The sequence below is a fragment of the Allobosea robiniae genome (assembly GCF_900102525.1).
GTDB classification, from domain to species: Bacteria; Pseudomonadota; Alphaproteobacteria; order Rhizobiales; family Beijerinckiaceae; genus Allobosea; species Allobosea robiniae.
The window spans coordinates 38,128-61,585 of record NZ_FNBZ01000010.1 but is presented as its reverse complement, the minus strand read 5'-3'; the positions used below and the strand labels follow the sequence as shown (position 1 = coordinate 61,585).

Annotated in this window: 22 protein-coding genes; 9 read left to right on the top strand and 13 right to left on the bottom strand. The window is 67.1% G+C overall.

Features of this window, described 5'->3' with window-relative positions:
* Positions 1-78: 78 nt before the first annotated feature.
* Both BLQ70_RS23590 and BLQ70_RS23585 read right to left on the bottom strand, forming a co-directional pair.
* Entirely contained in the window at positions 79-357 is a 279-nt protein-coding gene (locus BLQ70_RS23590) for a YiaA/YiaB family inner membrane protein (protein ID WP_061966449.1), read from the bottom strand.
* A gap of 39 nt (positions 358-396) precedes the next feature.
* On the bottom strand, positions 397-1,092 hold the full coding sequence (locus BLQ70_RS23585) for a PspA/IM30 family protein (RefSeq protein ID WP_091862202.1): 696 nt from the start codon (positions 1,090-1,092) through the stop codon (positions 397-399).
* 125 nt (positions 1,093-1,217) lie between these two features.
* Here BLQ70_RS23585 and BLQ70_RS23580 point away from each other — a divergent pair, with 125 nt between their 5' ends.
* From BLQ70_RS23580 to BLQ70_RS23565, 4 genes are all read left to right on the top strand, one after another.
* Complete coding sequence (locus BLQ70_RS23580) at positions 1,218-1,829, top strand: TetR/AcrR family transcriptional regulator (RefSeq protein WP_091862199.1); 612 nt, start codon at positions 1,218-1,220, stop codon at positions 1,827-1,829.
* A 113-nt stretch (positions 1,830-1,942) separates the two neighbouring features.
* Positions 1,943-3,031, top strand: coding sequence for a PspA/IM30 family protein (locus BLQ70_RS23575; protein WP_091862196.1), 1,089 nt, complete (start codon positions 1,943-1,945; stop codon positions 3,029-3,031).
* The gene (locus tag BLQ70_RS23570) at positions 3,031-3,681 is read left to right on the top strand and encodes an OB-fold-containig protein (RefSeq protein ID WP_091862193.1); all 651 of its coding nucleotides are present in this window, start codon (positions 3,031-3,033) and stop codon (positions 3,679-3,681) included. Before BLQ70_RS23575 ends, BLQ70_RS23570 begins: the two co-directional genes overlap by 1 nt.
* 3 nt (positions 3,682-3,684) lie before the next feature.
* A complete protein-coding gene (locus BLQ70_RS23565; protein ID WP_091862190.1) occupies positions 3,685-5,379 on the top strand; it encodes a flotillin family protein in 1,695 nt (564 codons plus the stop codon).
* 75 nt (positions 5,380-5,454) lie between these two features.
* Here BLQ70_RS23565 and BLQ70_RS23560 read toward each other — a convergent pair whose 3' ends face one another.
* The 7 genes from BLQ70_RS23560 to BLQ70_RS23530 all read right to left on the bottom strand — a co-directional run bounded on the left by BLQ70_RS23560 (position 5,455) and on the right by BLQ70_RS23530 (position 13,451).
* Entirely contained in the window at positions 5,455-6,270 is an 816-nt protein-coding gene (locus BLQ70_RS23560; protein ID WP_091862187.1) for an ABC transporter permease, read from the bottom strand.
* 1 nt (position 6,271) lies between these two features.
* Entirely contained in the window at positions 6,272-7,186 is a 915-nt protein-coding gene (locus BLQ70_RS23555) for an ABC transporter permease (RefSeq protein ID WP_244512136.1), read from the bottom strand.
* Positions 7,183-8,286 carry an ABC transporter ATP-binding protein gene (locus BLQ70_RS23550; protein ID WP_244512135.1) on the bottom strand — a complete coding sequence of 368 codons (1,104 nt, stop codon included), beginning with the start codon at positions 8,284-8,286 and terminating at the stop codon, positions 7,183-7,185. Before BLQ70_RS23550 ends, BLQ70_RS23555 begins: the two co-directional genes overlap by 4 nt.
* A 32-nt stretch (positions 8,287-8,318) precedes the next feature.
* Positions 8,319-9,380 (bottom strand): ABC transporter substrate-binding protein, encoded by a 1,062-nt coding sequence (locus tag BLQ70_RS23545; RefSeq protein WP_170843514.1) that lies wholly within the window; start codon positions 9,378-9,380, stop codon positions 8,319-8,321.
* 155 nt (positions 9,381-9,535) lie between these two features.
* Positions 9,536-10,834, bottom strand: a complete 1,299-nt coding sequence (locus BLQ70_RS23540; protein ID WP_091862181.1) for an NAD(P)/FAD-dependent oxidoreductase — start codon at positions 10,832-10,834, stop codon at positions 9,536-9,538.
* 20 nt (positions 10,835-10,854) lie between these two features.
* Positions 10,855-12,348 (bottom strand): aldehyde dehydrogenase family protein, encoded by a 1,494-nt coding sequence (locus tag BLQ70_RS23535; RefSeq protein WP_210184344.1) that lies wholly within the window; start codon positions 12,346-12,348, stop codon positions 10,855-10,857.
* The gene (locus tag BLQ70_RS23530) at positions 12,345-13,451 is read right to left on the bottom strand and encodes a mandelate racemase/muconate lactonizing enzyme family protein (protein ID WP_091862178.1); all 1,107 of its coding nucleotides are present in this window, start codon (positions 13,449-13,451) and stop codon (positions 12,345-12,347) included. Before BLQ70_RS23530 ends, BLQ70_RS23535 begins: the two co-directional genes overlap by 4 nt.
* 133 nt (positions 13,452-13,584) lie before the next feature.
* Between BLQ70_RS23530 and pdxR the strand changes: the two genes are divergently transcribed.
* The 5 genes from pdxR (at position 13,585) to BLQ70_RS23505 (ending at position 20,813) form a co-directional block, all read left to right on the top strand.
* Positions 13,585-15,126 (top strand): MocR-like pyridoxine biosynthesis transcription factor PdxR, encoded by a 1,542-nt coding sequence (gene pdxR, locus BLQ70_RS23525; RefSeq protein WP_091862175.1) that lies wholly within the window; start codon positions 13,585-13,587, stop codon positions 15,124-15,126.
* Between the two features lie 32 nt (positions 15,127-15,158).
* Positions 15,159-16,769 (top strand): GMC family oxidoreductase, encoded by a 1,611-nt coding sequence (locus BLQ70_RS23520; protein ID WP_091862260.1) that lies wholly within the window; start codon positions 15,159-15,161, stop codon positions 16,767-16,769.
* A 100-nt stretch (positions 16,770-16,869) separates the two neighbouring features.
* Entirely contained in the window at positions 16,870-18,237 is a 1,368-nt protein-coding gene (locus BLQ70_RS23515; protein WP_091862257.1) for a glutamine synthetase family protein, read from the top strand.
* Positions 18,238-18,285: 48 nt separating this feature from the next.
* On the top strand, positions 18,286-19,668 hold the full coding sequence (locus BLQ70_RS23510; RefSeq protein ID WP_091862172.1) for an aldehyde dehydrogenase family protein: 1,383 nt from the start codon (positions 18,286-18,288) through the stop codon (positions 19,666-19,668).
* Positions 19,668-20,813, top strand: coding sequence for an iron-containing alcohol dehydrogenase (locus BLQ70_RS23505; protein WP_091862169.1), 1,146 nt, complete (start codon positions 19,668-19,670; stop codon positions 20,811-20,813). Before BLQ70_RS23510 ends, BLQ70_RS23505 begins: the two co-directional genes overlap by 1 nt.
* 15 nt (positions 20,814-20,828) lie before the next feature.
* On the opposite strand, the gene BLQ70_RS23500 is transcribed toward BLQ70_RS23505, so the two are convergent.
* The 4 genes from BLQ70_RS23500 to BLQ70_RS23485 are packed head-to-tail and all read right to left on the bottom strand — an operon-like array spanning position 20,829 to position 23,445.
* Entirely contained in the window at positions 20,829-21,470 is a 642-nt protein-coding gene (locus tag BLQ70_RS23500; protein ID WP_091862165.1) for a CDP-alcohol phosphatidyltransferase family protein, read from the bottom strand.
* Between the two features lie 3 nt (positions 21,471-21,473).
* A complete protein-coding gene (locus tag BLQ70_RS23495; RefSeq protein ID WP_091862162.1) occupies positions 21,474-21,863 on the bottom strand; it encodes a hypothetical protein in 390 nt (129 codons plus the stop codon).
* Positions 21,860-22,810: a phosphatidate cytidylyltransferase gene (locus tag BLQ70_RS23490; RefSeq protein ID WP_091862159.1), complete on the bottom strand. Its 951-nt coding sequence runs from the start codon at positions 22,808-22,810 to the stop codon at positions 21,860-21,862. Before BLQ70_RS23490 ends, BLQ70_RS23495 begins: the two co-directional genes overlap by 4 nt.
* Positions 22,807-23,445: a lysophospholipid acyltransferase family protein gene (locus tag BLQ70_RS23485; RefSeq protein ID WP_091862156.1), complete on the bottom strand. Its 639-nt coding sequence runs from the start codon at positions 23,443-23,445 to the stop codon at positions 22,807-22,809. Before BLQ70_RS23485 ends, BLQ70_RS23490 begins: the two co-directional genes overlap by 4 nt.
* Positions 23,446-23,458 lie beyond the last annotated feature (13 nt).

Here is a 23,458-nt window from a genome sequence, read left to right as displayed (position 1 = left end):
CGCATCGCCCCCGCAAAGCAATCCTTGCCGGCGGCGGGCGATGCGATCTTGCGGTTAAGCGGAGCTTACCGGCGAGGTTCACGGCGCCGGCTTGCCGGCATCCATCAGCAGGCGTTCGGTGCGGGCGTCCTCGATGCGGTTCACCAGCCTGGACGCCTCGTGCATGTCGCGCACTGTCTTGGTCATGGTGATGCAGGACTGGACCAGCATGACGCAACCCATGGCGAGATAACCCCTGGCCCACCAGTCGAGCGGCAGGAACAGGATACCAGCCGCGACCATCGCGCCGGCAGCGAAGAAGGAGGCGTAGGTGAAGCTGACCCAGGCGCCGCTATGCGGCTGAACGTTCTGGTTCATGATGACGATCTCCCTGTTTGAAATGCGATTGCCGCTCGATCAGTTCGCGGGGGCGGGCGCACGCTGGCGCAGGCGCTCCAGCACATCCTCGGCGGTCGTCCGCAGCCGGGGGCCGAAGCCCTTGGCCGCCAGCTTTTCCGCGACGGAAATTGCGGCGGCGCCATCGAGTTCGTCGAGCGCAGTCTCCGCCGCCTCAGCCTCGACCTGGCGCTCCCGCAGCCGCTTCAGCGTCTGCTCGGCTTCGGCCAGCGTCGCCTCATGGGCGGGACCGGGCTCGATCCGGCCCTGCCGCATCTGGCGCACGGCCTCCGAGGCACGGGCGAGGCGCCGGCCGCGATCGAGCTCGGCAATCCGCGCCTGAGCCTGAGCGACATGACGGCGCAGGCGGAGGATCTCGGTAGCGAAGAGCGCCTGCGCGCTTGAAGCCGCCTCGCGATCAGCCTCCAGCGCCGCAATCGCCTCGGCGCCCTCCCGGGCGAGGCTTTCGTCACCAGCGCCCAATGCCGCTGCGACGCGGTTTTCCAGATCGGCGATGCGCGTGCTGCTTGAGGCGAGGCGTTCGGTCTCCTGCCGGTCCTGCGCGATTGCGATCGCCAGCGCTTTCTTGGCGCGCTCGAAGGCGCCGGCTGCGTCCCGCAATTGCTGGTCGAGGATCAGAAGGGCGTTGCGATCGGCGAAGCGCTCCTCGGCGACGGCGACGCCGCCACGAACGAAGGTGAGAAACATTTTGAGCATTGGCTTTCCCCTGCTATGAACGTTGTTCACGAATGAATCGATAGCGCATTCATGAACGTCGTTCAAGAATTATTTTGAACGACGTTCACAGTCAGGCGACAGACGACCGAGGCGAGAACGCAGAGATGACCACCACGGCAGCGCGGCGTGACCGGCAGCGCGACCTTCTGATCGATGCGGCAGAGCGGGCCATCGCCGGGAAAGGCCTTGCGGGCCTGAAGGCGCGCGAGCTCGCGCAGGAGATCGGCTGCTCGCTCGGCGCGATCTACAATCTCGTCGCGGATATGGACGAGCTCGTACTGCGGGTCGGCTCGCGCACCCTCGCCCGGCTTGACGCGGCGCTCAACGCCGCATCCCCACCCGTTTCGTCACAGGAACAGGCCACGGAAGCCCTCGTTGCTGTTGCCCTCGCCTACTCGGCCTTCGCCCGCGACAACCTGCAGCTCTGGCGCGTGCTGTTCGAACACCGCATGGCTGAGGGCGCCGTGGTGCCCGACTGGGCCGTCTCTGAGCAGATGACCATGTTCCGGCACATCCTCCAGCCGTTGGGCACGCTGGTGCCGGATCGCAGCGCGGAGGATCGCAACCTCCTGGGCCGGACGCTGTTCTCGGCCGTCCACGGCGTCGTCGCGATCGGATTGGAGGAGAAGCTGATAGCCGTCCCCCGCCCCGAACTCGACCGCCAGATCGAGGGGCTGGTGCGACTGGCCTGCCGTGGCCTATCTGCCGCGAATTGAGGCCAAGGCCGTTAACCTGCGTTAACTTTCACGGAGCCCGGTGCAGCGCCCATCTTGAAAGCACCAATGAAGTGCTTTATATAAAGCGTATGGTCAAGAAGCCTCAAACTACGATGGCGCTTCTGCTGGCGCCCAGCGGCGAAGATCGCGAGGCGCTGAATGCCACCCTCGCCGCCTATCGGCAGGCCATGGCGATCCTCGACGGTACGACGGGCGCCAATCTCGTGGCGCTGCACGAGGAAGCCTATGAGGAGATCCGGGCGCAAACCGGCCTCCCATCGCGCATGGCGACCTTGGCGCTGCGCGACCACAGCCGGCAACAGCCCAACGAGCCCACCGTCGAAATCCCGCTCGACTCCAAACTCTTCGCCATCAAGGGCCCGGACAGCATCAGCATCGCCACCATCAACGGGCGGATTGTCGTCCCCTATTCGGTGGATGGCTATCGCGGCGGCTGGAACGACTTTGCCGAGGCGCGTCTGTCCTTCCAGGGATCGACGATCAGTGTCCTCGTCGCTGTCCAGGCCGGAATTCACACACACAGGGAGAGCACGATGTCCAACGAAGGAATCCTTGCCCGCCTCGGTCGCGTGATCGCCGGCGTCGTCAACAATGCGGTCGACGCCGCCGAAGGCGCCAACACCACCGCCGTCGCACAGCAGGCCGTGCGCGAGATCGAGAAAATCGCCGAGGAGGCCCGGGCCGCGCTCGGCGTCGCGGTTGCCGCCGGCCATCGCCTCAAGGCCAAGGCCGCCGATCTCGACGAGGAAATCCGCGACCTCGACCAGAAGATCAAGACGGGGCTGGAGAAGGGCCGCGAGGACCTTGCCCGTGCGGCGACCGGCGTCCAGATCGACCTCGAAGCGCAGCGCACCGCGCTCGCCAAGGCCGTCACCGAGAATGCCGGCGAGATCGCGGAAGCCGAGGCCACATTGCGCAGCATCGCCTCGGCCCGCGCCGACGCGATGAAGCGGCTCGACGATGCCAGGCGCGCCGAACGTGCCGTCGCTGCGAACGATCCCTCCACCCCCTCGCAGCGCAACGATCAGCGCCTCGCCGCGGCCCTTTCCGCCGTCGAGCGCGTCACCGGAGTTCCGGCCAAGCCGATGACGGGCGCGGCGGAGGTGGATGAGCTCGGCCGTATCCAGCGCGAGGATGCGATCGAAGCCAGGCTAAGGGCGTTCCGGGAAGGCCAGCGCTGATGAGCGACATCATCCAGCCGGGCACCGCGCCCTTCTGGGTGGCGCTGATGGTCGTGGCCGGGCTCGGCCTGATCGAGCTGGTCTCGGTCCTGATCGGCGCCTCGGCCTCTGGTCTGCTCGATGACGGGCTCGGCCATCACGGGCCGGGCGACCACGAAGCCGGCCTGCTCGGCGGCTGGATGTCCTGGCTCAATGCCGGCGGCGTGCCGATCCTGGTCCTGGCGGTGATCCTGCTCACCGCCTTCGCCGTCTTCGGCTTCGCGCTGCAGAGCCTGGCCGCGCAGATCCTGCGGCCGCTGCCGCTCCTGATCGCCGTGCCAGCCGCCATGCTGGCGGCCGTGCCGGCGACGCGCTGGGCGAGCCGCGGCATCGCCCGCATCATCCCGCGCGACGAAACTAATGCGCTGAGCCAGGCAGAATTCATCGGCCTGATCGGCACCGTCACGATCGGCCCGCTCGACCAGGGCCATCCCGGCTCGGTTCGCGTGAAGGACCGGTACGACAATGTTCACATCCTGCGCGCCAGGGCGGCGCCGGGACATCTGATGGCAACGGGCACGCTGGTGCTGATCGTCGATGGAGCGGACGGCCTGTTCGAGGCCATTCCCGCGCCGGACAGCGTCGCAAACAGCGCCTCAACGGGGGTCTGAGACATGGATTTCTTCACGCTCGGCATCATCGCCGCCAGCATTCTCGTCGCCGTCGTGGTGATCGGCATCATCATGACGTCGCTCTACACGCGGGCGACGCGCGACAAGGCCTATGTCCGCACTGGCCTCGGCGGCAAGAAGGTGGTGCTCGACGGCGGCTCGGTCATCCTGCCGATCTTCCACTCCTATTCCTGGGTCTCGCTCAGCACGCTGCGCCTCGAAGTGAAGCGCGCCGAGAACGAGTCCCTGATCACCAAGGACCGGATGCGGGCGGATATCACCGCCGAGTTCTATGTCCGCGTGAAGCCGGATGCCGAGAACATCGCGCTCGCCGCGCAGACGCTGGGCGACCGCACCAACGATGCCGATGCCCTCAAGGCACTGGTCGAGGCCAAGTTCGTCGACGGCCTGCGCTCGGTCGCCGCCACCATGTCGCTGCGCGATCTGCAGGAGCAGCGGGCCGAGTTCGTGAAGTCGGTGCAGGCGGCGGTCGCGCATGACCTTCAGTCCAACGGTCTGGAACTGGAATCGGTCTCGCTGACGCGGCTCGACCAGACCGATATCAAGCATTTCAACCCAAACAATACCTTCGACGCCGAAGGCCTGACGGCGCTGACCAAGATCACCGAGGAGCGCAAGCGCGAGCGCAACCAGATCGTCCGCGACAACGAGGTCGAGATCGCGACCAAGGACCGCGAGGCCTCGCTGCGCCGCCTGACGATCGAACGCGAGCAGCGCGACGCCGAGCTCAGCCAGGAACGCGACATCGCCAACAAGACGGCCGAAACCCGCGCCGAGGCGGCCAAGGCCGAGCAGCTCGCCCGTCTCAATGAGGAGACGGCGCGGCTCGAAGCCGAGCGCGGCATCGCCGAACGCGATTCCGAGACGCGCCAGGCCCGTGAATCCGCCCGCATCGCCGCCGAGCGCGGCATTGCCGAGCGTGAGGCGGAAGCCCGCAAGATCACCGAGACCGCGCGTATCGAGGCGGCGATCGCCGTTGCCCAGAAGACCGAGGAGGAACAGGCCGCCCGCGCCCGCGCCGACGAGGCCAAGGCTTCCGCCATCACCGCCGAAGAGCAGGTGACGACGGCCCGCGAGGTCGAGATCGCCGAACGTGCCAAGCGCATCGCCGTGCTCGATGCGCGCCGTATTGCCGAGCAGGAGGCCACAGCGGTCACCGTCAAGGCCGAGGCCGAGCGTCAGGCCGCGGAAAACCTCGCGGCCGCGACCAAGATCGAAGCGGAGGCGGAAGCCGCCGCCGCCAAGATTCGCGCGGCCGGCGTGATCGAACTCGGCGAGGCGCAGGCGCGGGCCGAGCGGGCCAAGAACGAGGCCCGCAACGCGCTGTCGCCGGCGATCATCGAATTCGAACTCAACAAGGCCCGCGTCGACATCGTGCCGGCCGCCCTGGCGCAGGCGATGAAGCCGATCGAGAAGATCTCGGATATCCGCATCTTCAGCGCCGGCAATCTCGTCGGCGCGATGAATGGCGGTGCGGGCGGCGAGCAGGCGGGCGCGGTCCGCGATCTGTCGAGCCAGTTGCTCAGCTTCACCGCGCAGAAGCCGATCCTCGACGAGATCCTGAAGCAGGCCGGGTTCGAGGGCGCCGATCCGACGCAGGCGCTATTGGCCGCGTCCGTGGGCGGGGCGAGCAAGGCGCCCGCGCAGCCGGCGCCTGCGGCCGAGCCGAAGACGTAGAGCCAGGCTTCCATCAGGATATTCACGACGCCGGCCGCTCCCACGGCCGGCGTCTTGTTGATGGCCTGCGACCCCTCAGGTCTCGCTTTTGCCGAAGAGCTGCGACACCGCCAGCAGCAGCGACGTCATCACGATCATGATCGTCGAGATCGCGGCGATGGTGGGGTCGATCTGGTCGCGCAGCGCCAGGAACATCATCCGCGTCAGCGTGGCGTTATCGCCGCCGGAGACGAAAAGCGCGATCACGACCTCGTCGAAGGAGGTCAGGAAGGACAGCACCGCCGAGGTGACGAGGGCAAAGCCGATCTGCGGCGCCGTCACCTGCAGGAAGGCTTGGGTTCGCGTGGCGCCGAGGCTGCGCGCCACGCGCTCCTGATCGAGATCGAAGCTCTTCAGGGCCGAGCCGACGATCATCATCACGATCGGCACGGCCAGCATCGTATGCGCCAGAACGATGCCGAGGAAGGAATTGACCATCTTGAGCTGCACATAAGCGTAGAACAGCGCGATGCCGACGAGGATTACCGGCACAATCGTCGGCGTCAGCAGGGCGAGGATCGCGAGCCCCACGAAGCGCAGGCGCGCGGTGTGCAGGCCGTAGGCTGCGAGGGTGCCCATCGGTGTCGCCAGCAATGCCGTGCAGAAGCCTGCCTTGAACGAGGTCGCGGTCGCCGCCATCCAGCTCGACGAGGCAAAATAGGCCTCGTACCAGCGCAGCGACCATTCCCGCGGCGGGAACTCCAGATATTGCGACTGGGAGAAGGACATCGGGATGACGATCAGCGTCGGTATGGCCAGGAAGGCCAGCACCAGCGCGCCGACCGCATAGAGCCAGAGCCGCGCGCCATGGCTGATCTGCGTGTCGCTGGCGGGACGATCGAGCCAGCTCATCTCAGTGCCCCGCCCCGAACAGGCCGGCGCCGCGCGACAACCGCGCCGCCAGCACGAGCACGACCAGCGTGATTACCAGCAGCACGACGCCGAGCGCGCTCGCCGCGCCCCAGTTGAAGAACAGTTCGATATCGTTGGCGATGCGGTTCGAGACCATCGTCACCTTGCCGCCGCCGAGCATGGCCGGCGTCACATAGAAGCCGAGGCAGAGCACGAAGACGAGCGAAGCGCCGGCCGCGAGCCCGGGCAGCGAGAGCGGGAAGAACACAGTCCAGAAGCCGTGGACCGGCGTGGAGCCGAGGCTGGCGGCGGCGCGCAGCAGGTTCCGGTCGATCGCGCGCATCGTGCCGTAGAGCGGCAGCACCATGAAGGGCAGCATGATATGGACCATGCCGATCAGCGTGCCGCCCATGTTGTGAACGAGCTGCAAGGGCTCGCTCCAGAGGCCGAGCTTCATGCCCCATGTGTTGATCAGGCCGCTACGCTGGAGCAGCACGAGCCAGGCATAGGTGCGCACCAGAAGCGAGGTCCAGAACGGCAAGAGCACCGCGATCATGCAGAGATTGGCGGCCCGCCTTGGCAGTTGCGACAGGAAATAGGCCAGGGGATAGCCGAGCAGGATGCAGATCAGCGTGGTGACGAAGCTGATCTCGAAGGTGGTGCGGAAGGTCCGGCCATAAGAGGGCTCGGCCAGCATGCGCCGATAGTGTTCGAGGCTCAGCGCGCCGTTGTCGTCGAGGAAGGACAGGCCGAAGAGCCAGCCGACCGGAACCAGCATGGTGATCGTGACGAGCAGGAGCGCCGGTGCCGCGAGGCTGGCCAACCCCATGCGCTCGCGCCACTGGTCGCGCCGCAGGCCGGCGGCGTGGTCATCGCCGGCCGGGCCGGCGGAATCGAAGGCGCTCGCGGCCGTCACGGCGCGCCCCGCGCCTCGTCGGGCAGCAGCACGGTATCGGAGACGGCAATGCCGATGCGGACGGGCGTACCCGGTACGGGCGGCGGGCCTTCGCCGCCACGCGTCGTCAGGCGCAGCGCAACCGGGCTCCCGCCGTTCAGGACCGTCTGCAACAGCAGCGTGTCGCCTTGGTAGACCGCGCCCGTCACGCGGCCTTCGAAGCAATTCATTCCCTCCCCTTCGCCCGGTCCGAGCAGATGCAGGCGCTCCGGCCGCAGCACCATCGTGCAGCGGCCCTGCCGCGTCGGAAGGTTGTCGGCGCGGATGGTCGCACCGGCGGCGCGAGCGATGCCATTCGCGATCGCTACGTCGAGGAAGGAGGATTCGCCGATAAACTCGGCGACGAAACGGCTGCCGGGATCGTCATAGATCGCGCGCGGCGTGTCGATGCGGGCGATGCGGCCGCGATCGAGGATGGCGACGCGGTCCGACATGGTCAGCGCCTCGCGCTGGTCATGCGTGACATAGACGGTGGTGGTGCCCAAGCGCTCATGGAGCTGGCGCAATTCGATCTGCATGCGCTCGCGCAATTGCTTGTCCAGCGCCGAAAGCGGCTCGTCCATCAGGATGATGCGCGGCTCGAAGACGATGGCGCGGGCGAGCGCGACGCGCTGGCGCTGGCCGCCGGAAAGCTGGTCGATCCGGCGGGTACCGAAGCCGCCGAGCTGGAACATCTCCAGCGCCGACTCGACGCGCCGGGCGGTCTCGGCCGCCGGCACACGCCGCAACCGCAAGGGAAAGCCGACATTGCGGGCGACATCCATATGCGGAAACAGCGCGTAGTTCTGGAAGACCATGCCGATCTCGCGCTTGTGCGGCGCGAGGCGGACGACCTCGCGCTCGCCGAAGCGGATCGACCCCTTGTCGGGCCTAAGAAAACCGGCGATCGCCATCAAGAGCGTCGTCTTGCCCGAGCCGGACGGGCCGAGCAGCGTCAGGAACTCGCCGGGCCGGACATCAAGATCGATCTCGTCCAGCACCGGCACCGCGCCATAGGCCTTGCTCAGCCGCCGGACCGCGATGGGCAAGGCCGTCGCGGAGCCCGAGGCAGAAGCGGCCACATCGCGCGGCCGCTCGTGATCGCCGGCCAGTCTCATTCGGTCAGCATGTTCTGGTAGGCGGAGGAAGCCTGGGCTTCGAACTTGATGTACCAGTCCAGATCGATCGTCAGTTGCTTGCCGGCATTGTCGGGATGGGACGGCAGGGTCTTGGCATAGGCCGCATCGATCGCCCCGCCCTCATAGGCCTTCTTGTTGGTCGGGCCGTAGGTGATGTACTTCGTGAACTCGGCTTGGTATTGCGGCTTGCTGATCTCGGCGAGAAACTTCATCGCCAGATCCTTGTTCGGCGCGCCCTTGGCGATCGCGAAACAGTCATAGTCGAGCAGGCCCTGGTTGAAGGTATAGGCGACCTTGGCGCCGTCCTTGGCGGCGACATCGAAGCGGCCGTTCCAGCCGGTGATCATGTCGACCTCGCCGTCCTTCATCAGCTGGGCATGCTGCGCGCCCGAACTCCACCAGACCGCGATATGCGGCTTCAATTCGCGGATTTTCTTGATCGCGCGCTCGATACCGCCGGGCTGGGACAGGACCTCGTAGACCTTGTCGGCGGGAACGCCGTCGGCCATCAGGGCCGGCTCCAGCGCGCCGGCCACGCTCTTGCGATAGGAGCGCTTGCCGGGGAACTTCTTCACGTCCCAGAAATCGGCCCAGCTCTGCGGCCCGTTCTGGCCGTAGGTCTTGGTGTTCCAGGCGAGCACGGTCGAGAAAACGTCGCCGCCGACGCAATAATCCTGCTTGGTGCCGGGCAGGAAGTTCGAGGTGTCGATGACCTTGTAGTCGAGCTTCTCGAGGATGCCCTCTGCGCCGGCGCGGGCGGCGCTTCCGGAGCCGCTGGCGACCACGTCCCAGGTCACGGCACCGGCCTTCACCTTGAGGCGCAGGTCTGCGATGCTGGTATAGGTCTCCTCCTTGATCTTGATGCCCAGCGCCTTGGCGGCAGGCTGGAAGAGCGCCTTGCTCTGCCCCTCCTGGTAGGAGCCACCGAAGGAGACGACGGTCAGTTCCTGCGCCCAGGCGGGCGCAGCGCTCGACAGGCCCAGGCCCATGACGAGGGCAAGGGCCGTTTTCGTCGGCGTGATCGGCTGGCGCGGCATGTGTCTGTTCTCCCGTTTGAACGATGCGTTCCCCAAAGATGAGCGCGCGGTTGGCCTGCAAGCGGCGTCCGCACGTCTCGCCTCATGCAGGGTCCGGCGAAATTGGTCTGGCCATAAGGTCCACTCTGAGAATTCGGGGCGACCAATCCGATAAGTTAGCGCGCGAGACGATCACGCCAGCTGTAGTAGAGGACCGAAGGCGCGAGGAACCAGGGATTGCCGCTGTAGAAGGGCCGCGTCTGGAAGGGCAATCCGTCGAAGGCGGTCTTGCCTTCCGCAAGGCCGAGCACCTGCTGGCCCAGCCGCATGCCGAGATAGCTCGCCATGCCGACGCCGGAGCCGCAATAGCCCATGGCGTAATGCGTGCCGTCATGGCGGCCGATATGCATCAGCTCGTCGAAGCTGTAGGCCACGAAGCCGCACCAGGAATGGCTGATCTTGCGATTGGCGAGCTCCGGGAAAATCCGGCTCATCGCGCCATGCAGCAGCGGCCCGCTGCGGCGCGGATCGGTCTCGCTCAGCGAGACGCGGCCGCCGAACAGGATGCGCCGCCGATCCGGCGAAGCCCGGTAATAATAGACGACCTTGCGGGTGTCGCTGACGATGCGGTTCTTCGGGATCAGCCTGTCGACCAGTTCCGGCTCCAGCGCCTCGGTCGCGATGACATAGCTGCCGATCGGGATGACGCGACGACGCAGCCAGCCGGTCAGCGGGCCGGTATAGCCGTTGGTGGCGATGACGACGTCGCGGGTGCGGATCGTTCCGCGCGGCGTCTGGACGAGAAAGTCCTGCCCGATGCGCTCGATCCCCGTCGCCGGGCAATGCGGGACGAGTTCGGCGCCTGCGGCGACGACGCGCTGCAACAGGCCCTGATGGTAGCGGGCGGGATTGATCGAGGCATGGCTCTCGTAGACGACGCCGCCATGGTAGAGATCGGAGCCGATCTCGCAGCGCTGCTCGGAGCGCGGCACGACATGGCAGGCGACTTCCAGCCCTTTCGGCTGGGTGCCGACGCTGCGGGCCAGCTCCTCGTATCTGCCGGGCGCATGCGCGGCATGGAAGCGGCCGACGACGCCGAAATCGCAATCGATCCCCTCGTCACGGACGAAATCGCCGATATAGCGCAGCGAATTCCGGCCCTCCTGCATGATCGCGAAGGCGCGCTCCCGGCCATGGCGGCGGGCGAGTTCGTCGAAGCCCGGCTTCACGCTGGTCGAGATCTGGCCGCCATTGCGGGTGCTGCAGCCGAAGCCCGCCGCTTCGGCATCGAGGACGACGGTATGGCGCCCGCCCCGTGCCGTCTGGAGCGCAGCCTGCAAGCCGGTATAGCCGGAGCCGACGATGACGACTTCCGCTTGCTGCGGCGGCTCGGCGCGCGGCAGCTCGGGCCGAGGCACCTCGTCCCACCAATAGGGCGCGGCCTTGAAATCACTGGCGAACAGATCGCTCGACATTATCGCGTCATCCCCCCGGATCAGATTCGCGCCACCACACTCTTGAGCTTGCAATAGGAGCGCAAGCCCGCCATGCCCTTGGCGCGGCCGAAGCCGGATTTGCGGTTGCCGCCGAAGGGCATCGCGATGCCACCGGCGAAGAACTCGTTGATATAGACCTGCCCAGCATCGACGGCCCGTGCATAGCGCCAGGCCCTGGCGTGATCGCGCGTGTAGATGCCGGCGACCAGCGCATAGGAGGTGGCATTCGCAGCTGCGATCGCCGCCTCGAAATCGGGAATGACCTGCACCGTCAGCACCGGGCCGAAGATTTCCTCCTGCACCAGCGGATCGTCCGGACCATCAGCCAGCACGATGGTCGGCTGGTAGAACCAGCCGCCGCCGCATTCCTCGGGCGGTACGATCGCGCCACCAGTGAGAATGCGATTACCGGCGGCGCGGGCGCGGTCGACATGGCCGGCGACGCGCGCGAGCTGCGCCGGGGAATTGATCGGCCCGATCCCGGCATCGCCAAGGCCATGGCCCGGCCGCAAAGCCTGCGCGCTGGCGACGAGGCGTTCGAGCAAGGGGGCGGCAATCGCCTCCTCGACGATCAGGCGCGAGCCGGCCGAGCAGATCTGCCCGGCATTCTCGAAGATCGCTTCCATGATGCCGGCCACGGCCGCGTCGAGATCGCAATCGGCGAGCACGACGAGGGGAGATTTGCCGCCGAGCTCGAGCACGAGCCGGGTGACATGCTCGGCCGCGGCCCGCATCACGCGCTGTCCGGTCGCGACCGAGCCGGTGAAAGTGATGTGGTCGATGCCGGGATGGGCGACGAGGGCAGCGCCTGCATCAGTGCCGGTGCCGGCAACGACGTTGAGCACGCCTGCGGGCAGGCCGGCCTCGTCAAGCAATTCCGCCAGCATCAGCGTCGTGAAGGGCGTCTGCTCGGCCGGCTTCACTACGAGCGTGCAGCCGGCTGCAAGCGCGGGAGCTATGCCGCGCGCCGCCGTCGAGAGCGGATAGTTCCAGGGCACGACCTGGGCGGCGACGCCGACCGGCTCCTCGATCGTCAGCCCGACATGGTCAGGGCCGAGCGGCATGCTGTCGCCATGCAGCTTGTCGGCCGCGCCGGCATAATAGGCGAAGGCCTTCACGACGCCGCCGACATCGCCCTCGGCTTCCGCAAGGCGCTTGCCGGAATCGAGGGTCTCGACCACGGCGAAACGGGCCGCGCGCTCGGCGATCAGGCGGCTCGCCCGCATCAGGATCTCGCCGCGCGCAGCCGGGCTCAGACGCGACCATGGACCGGACAGGGCCGCGCGGGCGGCTGCGACCGCGCGATCGATATCCGCGCCGTCACCGGCCGCGACCGTGGCGAAGGCCTTGCCCCGGCCGGGATCGAAGCTCTCCATCCGTCGCCCTGAGACGGACTCGACGAAGCGCCCATCGATGAAATGCCCGCCCGGCAGACCGGCGAGCGTGCCCGACCTGATGGCCTCGGCGACGAGCTCGGCACGGTCCACGATCACGCGCCGATCTCCGTGACCTGATAGGCGGCCTTGGCGAGCCAGGACGGCTCGATCTCGACGCCCCAGCCTGGCCCGTCGGGGATCGCGACCATCCCGTCGCGCGCCTGCGGCGGATTGCGCAGCAGGCCCTGTTCCCAGGGGTAATAATCCGGCCCCTCGATCGAGAACTCGACATAGGGGCCGGCATTGGCGAGCGCACCCATGATGTGCAGGGTGAACACCGTCACCAGCGACTGGTTCGCGGAATGCGGCGTCACCGGCAGGCCGGCGGCTTCGGCCCAGCGGGCCACTTTCAGCATCCGCCCGACGCCGCCGATATAGCAGACGTCCGGCTGCACGACGTCGACCACCCGGCCATCGATCATCGCGCGCCAGACCGCGAGGTCGCAATCCTGCTCGCCGCCGGTCACATCGAGATCGAGCGCCTCGCGGACCTCGCGCGTCCAGGCATGCTCCCAATAGGGACAGGGCTCCTCGAAATGGACGATGCCGTGATCCTGCAGCATCTTGCCGACCGCAATGGCCTTTGCCGGCGAATAGGCGCTGTTGCCGTCGACGAGCAGCGTCGCCTCAGTGCCGAGCGCGCGCCTGATCTGCGGCACGATCGCGTCCGTCCGGCCCGGCCATTCGTCGATGTCGCGGCCGCATTCGCGCCCGACCCGGAACTTGAAAGCGCGGTAGCCATGGGCATCGCGCAGGCGCAGGAAGCGCTCGGCCTCGGCTTCGGGCGTGATCTCGCCGCGCTTCATGCTGGAGGCATAGACCGGGAAGGGTCGCGGCGCGCCGCCGAGCAGTTCGCAGACGCTTTTCCGCTCGATCCGCCCGCGCAGGTCCCACAACGCCGTGTCGAGTCCGGTCATGGCACGGCAGAGATAGGAGCCTGGGAACTTGTGTTCGCGCTCGCCGATGGTCGCGATCAATTCGTCGATGTCGAAGGCGTTCTCGCCGACCGCCCAGCGCGCGACCTGCCGATGGAAGACCGTCGCGGTGATGTCGGCATGATAGGGCGAGAACTGGCCCCAGCCCTGGCTGCCATCCTCGCATGTGGCGCGGACGAAGCCGACGTCCTGCGTCGAGAAGCTTTCGAGCCGGGTGATCTTCATTGCTGCCGCTATCCGTTTCGGGAGCGCCACCCGACAGAACCGCGGGCAGCTTCGGCGCAAGAAGGGGCTTGAATTGGCCTGATCCCAAGGTCCATTCTCGCCAAATCGACAGTCCACTATCCCTCAAGGCATCATGGTCAAACGCGAGGAAGGCGCCCTGCTCCAGTCGATCGTGCTGGATCGCGAGGGCGAGCATGGGCTCAGCGTCCAGATTTGTGCGGGCCTGCGCGAGCTGATCCTCGGGGGCACGCTCAAGGTCGGCGAGCGCCTGCCGGCGACGCGTACGCTGGCGCAGGAATTCAAGGTCGCCCGCACCACCATCGTCGAGAGCTTCGAGCGGCTTGCGGCGGAAGGGCTGATCGAGACGCGCGTCGGCTCCGGCACCTATGTCAGCCAGGCACTGGCGAACGAGCGCCCTGCCCCGGCCGCTACGGCGACCGCCGCGCCGACGGCGCGGGTCAAGCTGGCGCAGGCGATGAACACGGCGTCAAAGCTGTTCGGCACGCGCCTGCCGCACCAGCCTCGCGCCTTCACCACCGCGATGCCGGCCTTCGACGCCTTCCCGATGGCGCAATGGGCCAGGCTTTCGGGCAAGCACTGGCGCAAGCCGCGCCATCAGGTGCTCGGCTATCCCGATCCGCATGGCGAGCGCGGCTTGCGCCAGGCCATCGCCGCGCATCTCAGGCTCAATCGCGGCATCGCCTGCGAATGGCAGCAGGTCTTCGTGGTGGCCGGCGCGCAGCAGGCTTTCCAGCTCATCGCGGCGACGCTGCTCGACCCCGGCGACACGGTCTGGTTCGAGGACCCCGGCGCGATCGGCGCGCGCAACAGCATGATCCAGTCGGGCGTCGAGATCGTGCCCGTCCCGGTCGATGAAGCCGGGCTCGTGGTCGAGGAAGGCCTGCGCCGCGCGCCCGAATTCCGGCTCGCCTTCGTGACGCCGGCGCATCAGCAGCCGCTCGGCGCCAAGATGAGCCTGGAGCGGCGGCTCGCCCTGCTGGAAGCCGCCGAGGCCAGCGGCGCCTGGATCATCGAGGACGACTGGGACGGCGAGTTCTGCTTCCAGGGCGCGCCGATGGCGACACTGACCAGCATCGATCGCAGCGGTCGGGTCATCTATGTCGGGACCTTCTCGAAGACGCTGTTCCCGTCGCTGCGGCTCGGCTTCCTCGTCGCGCCGCCGCATCTGGTCGAGCAGATCGGCATCTGCCTGGAGGCCTTCTCGCCCGGCGTTCCGACGGCGTTGCAGGGGATCGTCGCCGATTTCATCGTCGAGGGACATTTCGCGACGCATGTGCGTCGCATGCGCAAGCTCTACCAGGAGCGCTATCAGGCTTTGGAAGATGCGGCGCGGGAGCATCTGGCGTCTGATCTGGAGGTGGTTCCGACCCAGACCGGCATGCACACCATCGCCTATCTCCGCGGCGGGCTCGACGCCGTCGCGCTGACGCAAGCAGCGGCCCGGCGCGGCGTGACGGTCGCGCCGATCAGCCGCTTCTGCCTCGAACCTGTGGCTCGGGACGGGCTCGTACTCGGCTTCAGCGGCTTCACGCCGGCCGAGATCAAGACCGGCGTGCTCGATCTGCGCCGCGCCATCGACGACCTCATGGCGGGCGGCGAATGGACTGGCGCTTCGGCGGGAATGGCCCTTAGCGGGAAGCCCAATTCTGCTTAGGAATCGTGTCGGGCTGGCTGGGTGAGAGCATCTTGACGGAATGGGACGTGATCATCGTCGGCGCGGGTTCGGCCGGCTGCGTGCTGGCCGGGCGGCTTGCCGAAGCCGGCCAAGGCTCGATCCTGGTGATCGAGGCCGGGCCGCGCGATCTCAGTCCCTGGGTCCATCTGCCGATCGGCTACGGCAAGACCTTCTACCATCGCCGCATAAACTGGATGTACCGGACCACGCCGCAAGCCGAGCTGGGCGGGCGGGAGATCTATCAGCCGCGCGGCAAGGTCGTCGGCGGCTCCAGCGCGATCAACGCGATGGTCTATGCCCGTGGCCAGGCCGAGGATTTCGACGAGTGGAAGCGGCTCGGCAATCCCGGCTGGGGCTGGGCCGAAGTGCTCGCCGCCTATAAGCGCATGGAGGACCACGCACTGGGCGCGTCCCTCTGGCATGGCGCTGGGGGGCCTCTCCATGTCGAGAACGTCGCCGCTGAAGTCCATCCGCTGACGCCGCTTTTCGTCCGGGCGGCCGGCGAAGCGGGCCTGCGCTTCAACCCCGACCTGAACGGCGCGACCAGCGAGGGCGCCGGCTTCTACCAGATCACCACGCGCGGCGGGCGACGCGAGTCAGCGGCCCGGGCCTTCCTGCATCCGGCCCGGCGGCGCGAACGCGTGAAGCTCGAAACCGGCATGCAGGTGACGCGCATCCTGTTCGACGGGCGGCGCGCCGTCGGCGTCGAGGCGCAACGCGGCGGCGAGACCCTGCGCTTCGGAGCCCGCAGGGAGGTCGTCCTCTCCGGCGGCGCGTTCAACTCGCCGCAATTGCTCCAGCTCTCGGGCATCGGCCCGGCAGAGCTCTTGAAGCAGCACGGCATCACGCCGTTGCTCGACCAGCCGGCGGTCGGCCGCAACCTGCAGGACCATCTCTGCTACGACCATGTCTATCGCTCGAAGCGGCCGAGCCTGAACGATGCGCTGCTCTCCTGGCCGGCCCGCATCGGCATGGCCGCAAACTATCTGCTGCGGCGGCGCGGGCCGCTCTCGCTCAGCGTCAACCAGGGCGGCGGCTTCTACCGCACAAAGCCGGAGCTGACGCGTCCGGATATGCAGCTCTATTTCTCGCCGCTGAGCTATGAGCGCGCTGAGCCCGGCGTGCGCGCCCTGATGAAGCCCGATCCGTTTCCGGGCTTCAGCCTGAGCGTCTCGCCCTGCCGGCCCTTGAGCCGCGGCCATGTCGCGATCCGCTCGCCCGATCCGCTTGTCGCGCCGGAGATCGCGCCGAACTACCTCTCAGAGCCCGAGGACCTCCGCATCCTGCTGGAGGGCGCGCGCTTCCTGCACCGCTTGGCCGCAACGCCGACGCTCTCCGCCGTGATCGATGCCGCAATCCGGCCGGGGCCGGAAGCCGTCAACGATGCGGCCAATGTCGCCGCCATCCGGGCAAATGCCTATTCCGTCTTCCACCCCTGCGGGACCTGCCGGATGGGGCCTGACGCCAGCGACGCCGTCGTCGACGCCACATTGCGGGTGCACGGGATCGAGCGCTTGCGCGTCGTCGATGCCTCGATCTTCCCGACGATACCCTCCGGCAACATCAACGCCCCGGCCATGATGGTCGGAGAGCGCGCCTCGGAATTGATGGCCGCCGGGTGAAGCCAAATCTCTTTGAATATTCAGGCGGCAGGATGCGAGCCGGCTATTCCGCCGGCCGCATTCCCGTGTGAAGATCGCGCATCGGAGATGGATGACCGGCATGACTGAAGCCTACACGTTCGACGCTCTGAAAGAGGATGTCGCGGCCGGCCGGATCGATACCGTGCTCGCCTGCCTCGTCGACATGCAGGGTCGCCTGATGGGCAAGCGCTTCCATGCCGCCTTCTTCCTCGAAAGCGGGCATCACGAGACACATAGCTGCAACTACCTGTTGGCCACCGACATGGAGATGGAAACCGTAGCCGGCTATGCGGCGACGAGCTGGGCCGCCGGCTATGGCGACTATACGATGAAGCCGGACCTCTCGACCTTGTGCCGCGTGCCCTGGCTCGAAGGCACGGCGCTCGTCCTCTGCGACGTGCTCGACCATCACGGCCATGACATCCCGCATTCGCCCCGCGCGGTGCTCAAGAAGCAGGTCAGGCGGCTCGAGGCGATGGGCCTCAAGGCCTATATGGCGACCGAACTGGAATTCTTCCTGTTCGACCAGAGCTACGAGAACGCCTGCGCCAGCGGCTATCGCGACCTCAAGACCGCGAGCAGCTACAACGAGGATTACCACATCTTCCAGACGACCAAGGAAGAGGCGGTGATGCGAGCGATCCGCAACGGCTTGCAGGGCGCCGGCATCCCGGTCGAGAACTCCAAGGGCGAGGCTTCGGCCGGGCAGGAGGAGATCAATGTCCGCTATGCCGATGCGCTGACGATGGCGGACCGGCACGCGATCATCAAGAACGCCTGCAAGGAGATTGCCTGGGCGCAGGGCAAGTCGATCACCTTCCTCGCCAAGTGGAGCAACGCGCATGCGGGCTCCTCCTCGCATATCCACCAGTCGCTCTGGAGCGCCGACGGCAAGACCCCGCATTTCCTCGATGCGCAGGCGCAGCACGGCATGTCGCCGCTGATGCGGAACTATGTGGCGGGGCTGCTGGCCCATGCCTCCGACATCACCGGCTTCCTCGCGCCCTATATCAACTCCTACAAGCGCTTCGTCGCCGGCACCTTCGCGCCAACCAAGGCGATCTGGAGTGCCGATAATCGCACCGCCGGCTACCGGCTCTGTGGCGCCGGCACCAAGGGCATTCGCATCGAATGCCGGGTCGGCGGCTCGGACCTCAACCCCTATCTCGCTATGGCGGCGCTGCTCGCGGCCGGTCTCGACGGCATCGAGAAGAAGATGGAGCTGGAAGAGGCCTTCGTCGGCGATGCCTATGGCGGCCGGGATATCCGCGAGATTCCGAAGACCCTGCGTGACGCGACCGTGGCGCTGAAGGGTTCGGCGATGCTGCGCAAGGCCTTCGGCGACGAGGTGATCGACCACTATGTCCGCGCCGCCGAATGGGAGCAGGAGGAATACGATCGCCGGATCACCGATTGGGAAGTGAAACGCGGCTTCGAACGCGCCTGATCCGGCTCTACCCTCCAGGAATCGACTTCAGCCAGACGGATAGTGACGATGACGATGATCCGATGCGTGTCGCCGGTGGACGGCTCGGTCTATGCCGAGCGGCCGGCCTTGAGCCTCGACGAGGCCAAGGCCGTGGTCGCCCGCGCCCGCAAGGCGCAGAAGACCTGGGCGAAGCGCCCGCTCGACGAGCGCATCGCGCTGGTGCTCAAGGGTGTCGCGCGGCTCAACGAGATGGGCGAGGCAGTCGTGACCGAGCTCGCCTGGCAGATGGGCCGGCCGGTGAAATACGGCGGCGAGTTCAAGGGCTTCAACGAGCGCTCGAATTACATGGCCTCGATCGCGGGCGAGGCGTTGGCGCCTGTTCTCATCGAGGACAGCGCCGCCTTCAAGCGCTTCATCGCGCGCGAGCCGCATGGCGTCGTCTTCGTGATCGCGCCGTGGAACTACCCCTATATGACCGCGATCAACTCGGTCGCGCCGGCGTTGATCGCCGGCAATGCGGTCATCCTCAAACATGCCAGCCAGACGCTGCTCACCGGCGAGCGATTGGCGCGAGCCTTCCACGAGGCCGGCGTGCCGGAAGAGGTCTTCGCCAATGTCTTCCTCGACCATGAGACCTCGTCGCGCCTGATCGCCGACAAGCAGTTCGACTTCATCAATTTCACCGGCTCGGTGGCGGGCGGGCAGGCGATCGAGCGCGCCGCCGCCGGCACCTTCACCGGGATCGGGCTGGAGCTCGGCGGCAAGGATCCCGGCTATGTCATGGAGGACGCCGATCTCGACAAGGCGGTCGATACGCTGATGGACGGCGCGACCTTCAATTCCGGGCAGTGCTGCTGCGGCATCGAGCGCATCTATGTGCATGAGAGCCTCTACGATTCCTTCGTCGAGAAATCGGTCGCCTGGGTCTCGAACTACCGGCTCGGCAACCCGCTCGATCCCGAGACCTCGCTCGGGCCGATGGCCCATAGGCGCTTCGCGCAGGTCGTCCGCGAGCAGATTGCCGAGGCAACCGCGAAGGGCGCAAGAGCTCTGGTCGATCCGAAGCTGTTCCCGCAGGACGATGGCGGCGCCTATCTCGCCCCGCAGGTCCTGGTCGATGTCGACCACTCCATGACGATCATGCGCGAGGAGACCTTCGGCCCGGCCGTCGGCATCATGAAGGTGCACGATGATGCGCAAGCCCTCGCGCTGATGAACGATTCCAAATACGGCCTCACCGTCTCGCTCTGGACCGGCGATGCCGAGCGCGCCGCGCGGCTGGGCGAGGGTCTCGAAACCGGCACGGTCTTCATGAACCGCGCCGATTATCTCGACCCGGCCCTGTGCTGGACGGGCGTCAAGGAGACCGGGCGGGGCGGCTCGCTCTCGGTCATCGGCTTCCACAACCTCACCCGTCCGAAATCCTACCATCTGAAGAGAGCTGGCTGATGCCGATCACCGCGAACTGGAGCTATCCGACCGCCGTCAAGCTGGGCGCCGGGCGGATCAGGGAACTGGCCGACCACTGCAAGGCGCTCGGCATGAAGCGGCCGCTGCTGGTGACCGACCGTGGGCTCGCGAGCATGGCGATCACCGCCAACGCGCTCGACATTCTCGAAGCCGGTGGCCTAGGCCGGGCGATCTTCGCCGATGTCGATCCCAATCCGAACGACCGCAATCTCGACGACGGCGTGCGCGCCTTCAAGGCGGGCGGGCATGACGGCGTCGTCGCCTTCGGCGGCGGCTCCGGCCTCGACCTCGGCAAATGCGTGGCCTTCATGGCCGGGCAGACGCGGCCGGTCTGGGATTTCGAGGATGTCGGCGACTGGTGGACGCGCGCCTCGATCGAGGGCATCGCGCCGATCGTCGCCGTGCCGACCACGGCCGGAACCGGCTCCGAAGTCGGGCGCGCCTCGGTCATCACCAATTCGCAGACCCATACCAAGAAGATCATCTTCCACCCGAAATTCCTGCCGGGCGTGACGATCTGCGACCCCGAGCTGACGGTCGGCATGCCCAGGGCGATTACCGCCGGCACCGGCATGGATGCCTTCGCGCATTGTCTGGAGGCTTATTCCTCGCCCTTCTTCCACCCGATGAGCCAGGGCATCGCGCTCGAAGGCATGCGGTTGGTGAAGACCTATCTGCCGCGCGCCTATGCCGACGGCAGCGATATCGAGGCGCGGACGCAGATGATGGCCGCCGCCGCGATGGGCGCGGTGGCCTTCCAGAAAGGGCTGGGCGCGATCCACTCGCTCTCCCATCCAGTCGGCGCGGTCTATCATACCCATCACGGCACCACGAATGCGGTGGTGATGCCGCCGGTGCTGCGCTTCAACCGCCCGGCGATCGAGGAGCGGATCGCGGCGGCTGCCGCCTATCTCGGCATTCCCGGCGGCTTCGACGGCTTCTACGATTTCGTGCTGAAGCTGCGCGCCGATCTCGGCATCCCCGACAAACTCGGCGCGCTCGGCGTCGGCACCGACCGGATCGACGAACTGGCCGAAGCCGCCGTGGCTGATCCGTCGACCGGCGGCAATCCGGTGGAGCTCACGGTCGACGCGGCGCGCAAGCTGCTGATCGAGTCGATCTGAGATCGGCGGGATACGTCAGCCGGCGCGCAGTTTGCGGACGATGTTCGCGGCGCGCCGGATCGCGGTGATCGCGGCGCCGATCGCGATCAGCCAGAGCGCGCCGACAAGAACCTGATTGTGGCCGCTCCAGAGCGGTTCCAGCAGCGAAAGCGCGGCCGCCGCCGTGATCACCGCCATGCGATGTTGCTTGGCCATTGGCCCTGAGAAATCGGCGGGCAATCCGCAATTGCGGCCGAGCTCGCGGGTATAGGCGGTCAGCACGGCGAAGGCCGCCGCTGCCCAGCCCAAGGCCGGCAACCCAACGCCATAGCCGACGCCGACGAGGATCAGGATATCGGCGACGCGGTCAGGGAATTCGTTCCAGAACGGCCCGTCCGGCGCCTGCTTGCCGCCCTCGATCGCGACCATCCCGTCGAACAGGTTGCAGAGCAGCCGGAACTGGCAGAACAGGGCGGCAACCAGCAGCAAGGCAATGCGGGAACCGCCCGTGGCCATGCCCGCCTGCCAGAAAGCCAAGCCGGCGACCGCCGCCATGACCATGCTCGCCATCGAGATCTGGTTCGGCGTCACCGAAGCCGTGCTCAAGCGACGGGCGATCGTGCGGGCCCAGCCGGAATCGCGGCTGGCGAGCGGGCGGCGGTTCTCGTCCTGCGCCATGGTTCAGGCCTTCCGGATGCGCCAGAGCGAATAATTGTAGAGCGCCGCATAGCTCGTCGCGACGGTCAGCGGCACGGCGATCGTCTTCGCGATCTCGGGCGTGCCACTGACCGTGTGCAGGATCGTCAGCAGGCTGGCGGAGACGAGGCCGGCGATCACGGGTGGCGCCAGCAGGGCGGCGAGGCCCGAGAAGCGGCTGGCGAGATATTCGATCGCGCGTTTCAGGACGAGCGTGATCGTCGCCGAGATCGCGCCCTGCAGCAGCCCGGCCTGGAGCGGCGCGGGCATCTGATGGGCGCGGTTGGCGAAGGCGGCCCAGCTGCCCATGGCGAGGAAGGCGAAGCCGACATGGACGATGCTGCTCCGCATCAGGCGCGCGAGCGGTCCGCTCATACAGCCGACCAGCCGTAGCGGACGAGATGGAAGAAGATCGGCGCGGAAAACACGACCGAGTCGAGCCGGTCGATGAAGCCGCCATGGCCGGCGATCAGATGGCCCCAGTCCTTGACGCCGCGGTCGCGCTTGATCGCCGACATGACGAGTCCGCCGAAGAAGCCCAGCAGGACGATGACCAGCGAGAGGAAGGCGGCCTGCAGGGCTGTGAACGGCGTCATCCAGGACAGGCCGGCGCCGACCGCGGTCGCGCTGAGCGCCCCACCGACGAAGCCTTCGACCGTCTTCGAGGGCGAGAGCTTCGGCGCGATCTTGGTGCGGCCGATGAGCTTGCCCCAGACATATTGCAGGACGTCGCTGATCTGCACGACGATGACGAGGAAGGCGATCAGAAGGACATTGCGCCCCTCATATCCAGCGATATCGAGGCTGAGCAGCGCCGGCACATGCGAGGTGGCGAAGACGCAGATCATCAGCGCCCATTGCACCTCGGCGATCCGCACGAGGAAATGGTCGGTGTCGCCGCGCGCCGCGGCGATGATCGGCATCAGCAGGAAGGCGTAGACGGGGATGAAGATCGAGTAGAGCCCGTACCACTCGATCCAGATCAGGTAGTACTGCACCGGCAGCACGACAAAGAAGGCCGCTGCCAGCGCCCAATGGTCGGCCCGCCGCGTATCGGTCAATGTGATGAATTCGCGCAAGGCCGCGAAGGAACAGAAGCCGAAGAGCAGCGTCACGCCGGTCTTGCCGCCGATGAGGGCGAGACCCATCAGCACGACCATGATCCACCAGGCCCGGATGCGGTCGTTCAGATTCTCGACCACGGCGTTCGAGCCATCGGGCGAGAGCTTGCGCTGCAGCACGAAGCCGATGGTCGAGGCGACGACGAGGACGCCGAGGATGCCGGCGAGGACGGCCACCAGATCGGGATGTGGCATGGTCATGACGCGTTCGCCTTCGGGGACAGGGCGAGCAAAGCGGCTTCGGCCCGCGCCAGGAAATCCTGCTTGGTCTCGCCCTCAGTGAGGCGCAGCGGCGCGCCGAAGGTGACGGTGCAGATCAGCGGGATCGGCACGAATTCGCCCTTGGGCATGACGCGGTTGAGATTGTCGATCCAGGCCGGCACGAGCGCCACGCCCGGCCGCGCCCGCGCCAGATGGAACAGGCCGCTCTTGAACGGCAGCAGGCGGGCATCGGTGGTGTTGCGCGTGCCTTCCGGGAAGACGATCAGCGAGGAGCCGGCGTCGAGCGCCTCGGTCATCTGCGCGACCGGGTCGCTCGTGCGGCTGCCGCGATCGCGATCGATCAGCACGGCATTGAAGACGTCGCACCCGATGAAGCGTCGCAACCTGCCTTTCAGCCAGTAGTCGCTCCCGGCGACCGGCCGGGTCGTGAAGCGCATGCGCCGCGGCAGCACGGTCCAGATCAGGACGAAATCGCCATGGCTGGCATGGTTGGCGAAGTAGATCCGCTGCTCGTCGGTGGGTTCGACGCCCGCCCAACGGCCGCGCACGGCCGTGATGAAGCGGGCGAAGAAGAGAATGAGCGCGCCAGCCAGTCCTGCCCCTGCCCCACGCATTCCCCGGTCCCGC

Coding starts and splice junctions, on each gene's coding strand:
- BLQ70_RS23570 (WP_091862193.1), top strand. CDS start 3,031: ATGAGCGACATCATCCAGCCGGGCACCGCGCCCTTCTGGGTGGCGCTG.
- BLQ70_RS23575 (WP_091862196.1), top strand. CDS start 1,943: ATGGCGCTTCTGCTGGCGCCCAGCGGCGAAGATCGCGAGGCGCTGAAT.
- BLQ70_RS23545 (WP_170843514.1), bottom strand. CDS start 9,380: ATGCCGCGCCAGCCGATCACGCCGACGAAAACGGCCCTTGCCCTCGTC.
- BLQ70_RS23585 (WP_091862202.1), bottom strand. CDS start 1,092: ATGCTCAAAATGTTTCTCACCTTCGTTCGTGGCGGCGTCGCCGTCGCC.
- BLQ70_RS23590 (WP_061966449.1), bottom strand. CDS start 357: ATGAACCAGAACGTTCAGCCGCATAGCGGCGCCTGGGTCAGCTTCACC.
- BLQ70_RS23530 (WP_091862178.1), bottom strand. CDS start 13,451: ATGAAGATCACCCGGCTCGAAAGCTTCTCGACGCAGGACGTCGGCTTC.
- BLQ70_RS23510 (WP_091862172.1), top strand. CDS start 18,286: ATGACGATGATCCGATGCGTGTCGCCGGTGGACGGCTCGGTCTATGCC.
- BLQ70_RS23515 (WP_091862257.1), top strand. CDS start 16,870: ATGACTGAAGCCTACACGTTCGACGCTCTGAAAGAGGATGTCGCGGCC.
- BLQ70_RS23565 (WP_091862190.1), top strand. CDS start 3,685: ATGGATTTCTTCACGCTCGGCATCATCGCCGCCAGCATTCTCGTCGCC.
- BLQ70_RS23560 (WP_091862187.1), bottom strand. CDS start 6,270: ATGAGCTGGCTCGATCGTCCCGCCAGCGACACGCAGATCAGCCATGGC.
- pdxR (WP_091862175.1), top strand. CDS start 13,585: ATGGTCAAACGCGAGGAAGGCGCCCTGCTCCAGTCGATCGTGCTGGAT.
- BLQ70_RS23485 (WP_091862156.1), bottom strand. CDS start 23,445: ATGCGTGGGGCAGGGGCAGGACTGGCTGGCGCGCTCATTCTCTTCTTC.
- BLQ70_RS23580 (WP_091862199.1), top strand. CDS start 1,218: ATGACCACCACGGCAGCGCGGCGTGACCGGCAGCGCGACCTTCTGATC.
- BLQ70_RS23540 (WP_091862181.1), bottom strand. CDS start 10,834: ATGTCGAGCGATCTGTTCGCCAGTGATTTCAAGGCCGCGCCCTATTGG.
- BLQ70_RS23500 (WP_091862165.1), bottom strand. CDS start 21,470: ATGGCGCAGGACGAGAACCGCCGCCCGCTCGCCAGCCGCGATTCCGGC.
- BLQ70_RS23495 (WP_091862162.1), bottom strand. CDS start 21,863: ATGAGCGGACCGCTCGCGCGCCTGATGCGGAGCAGCATCGTCCATGTC.
- BLQ70_RS23505 (WP_091862169.1), top strand. CDS start 19,668: ATGCCGATCACCGCGAACTGGAGCTATCCGACCGCCGTCAAGCTGGGC.
- BLQ70_RS23490 (WP_091862159.1), bottom strand. CDS start 22,810: ATGACCATGCCACATCCCGATCTGGTGGCCGTCCTCGCCGGCATCCTC.